The following is a 1145-nucleotide window of genomic DNA, read 5'->3' as shown; positions in this document are numbered from 1 at the left end:
ACTAGTGTCCTGCGCCTGAAATCCGCCTACAAAATCGGGCGAGTGATTCGAGGATCTCTTCGGCGGTCTTGGTCCAGATGAACGGCCGTGGGTGGGTGTTCCAGTCGGCGATCCAGGCGCGGATGTCTTTCTCCAGCGCCTGGACGCTGCGGTGGGTGCCGCGGGTGATCTTCTGGTCGGTGAGGAACCCGAACCAGCGTTCGACCTGGTTGATCCAGCTGGATCCGGTCGGTGTGAAGTGCATGTGGAACCGGGGATGGCGGGCCAGCCAGGTCTTGATCGCCGGGGTCTTGTGGGTGCCGTAGTTGTCGCAGACCAGGTGCACACCCAAGCCCGCGGGCACGGTCTTGTCGATCGTGATCAGGAACTTCTTGAACTCGGCGGCGCGGTGCTGACGGTGCAACTCGCCGATCACCGTGCCGTCAGCGACGTTGAACGCGGCGAACAGGCTGGTGATGCCGTTGCGGGCGTAGTCATGCGTGCGCCGCTCGGGCATGCCCGGCATCATCGGCAACACCGGCTGCGAGCGGTCCAGTGCCTGGATCTGACTCTTCTCGTCGACGCACAGCACCACCGCCCGCTCGGGCGGATTGTGGTACAGGGCAACAACATCGACGACTTTCTCCACGAACAACGGATCGGTCGAGAGCTTGAACGTCTCGGCACGGTGGGGTTTGAGCCCGAAGTCGCGCCAGATCCGACCCACGGTCGACTTGCTCAGCCCGCACTTCTCCGCCATCGACGCCCGCGACCAATGCGTGGCGTTACGCGGGATCTCCTCCAGCGTCGCCACGATCACCTCTTCTACCTGGTCAACCGTGATCGACGGCGGCCGGCCCGGCCGTTCCTCATCGACCAGGCCGTCCAGCCGATGCTGGAGAAACCGCCTGCGCCACTTGGTCACCGTGGTCGGGTGCACCCGCAGATCCGCCGCGATCTGCTTGCCCGGCAAACCCTCCGCACACGCCAGCACGATCCTGCACCGCTGCGCCAGCACCTGCGACGACTTCGCCCGCCGCGCCCACCGCTCCAGCGTCTCCCGCTCCTGCTCGGTCAACGTCACCTCAGCAGGAGGACGTCCAATCCGCGCCATCAACCCACACTAGACTTATCTGGCGGATTTCAGGCGCAGGACACTAGTAGTG

The 1145-nt window shown here is 64.6% G+C and carries 1 protein-coding gene; it reads right to left on the bottom strand.

Annotation, left to right across the window (positions count from 1 at the left end):
- Position 1: 1 nt before the first annotated feature.
- Entirely contained in the window at positions 2-1093 is a 1092-nt protein-coding gene (locus SK803_RS46345) for an IS630 family transposase (RefSeq protein ID WP_319972643.1), read from the bottom strand.
- Positions 1094-1145: the final 52 nt, after the last annotated feature.

The sequence above is a fragment of the Lentzea miocenica genome (genome assembly GCF_033949945.1).
Lineage (GTDB): Bacteria > Actinomycetota > Actinomycetes > Mycobacteriales > Pseudonocardiaceae > Lentzea > Lentzea miocenica.
The sequence above is the reverse complement of the archived record's forward strand: the minus strand, read 5'-3'. Positions and strand labels throughout refer to the sequence as shown.

What these genes read in the sequence shown, in the direction of transcription:
- SK803_RS46345 (WP_319972643.1), bottom strand. Translation starts at nt 1,093, where the DNA reads ATGGCGCGGATTGGACGTCCTCCTGCTGAGGTGACGTTGACCGAGCAG.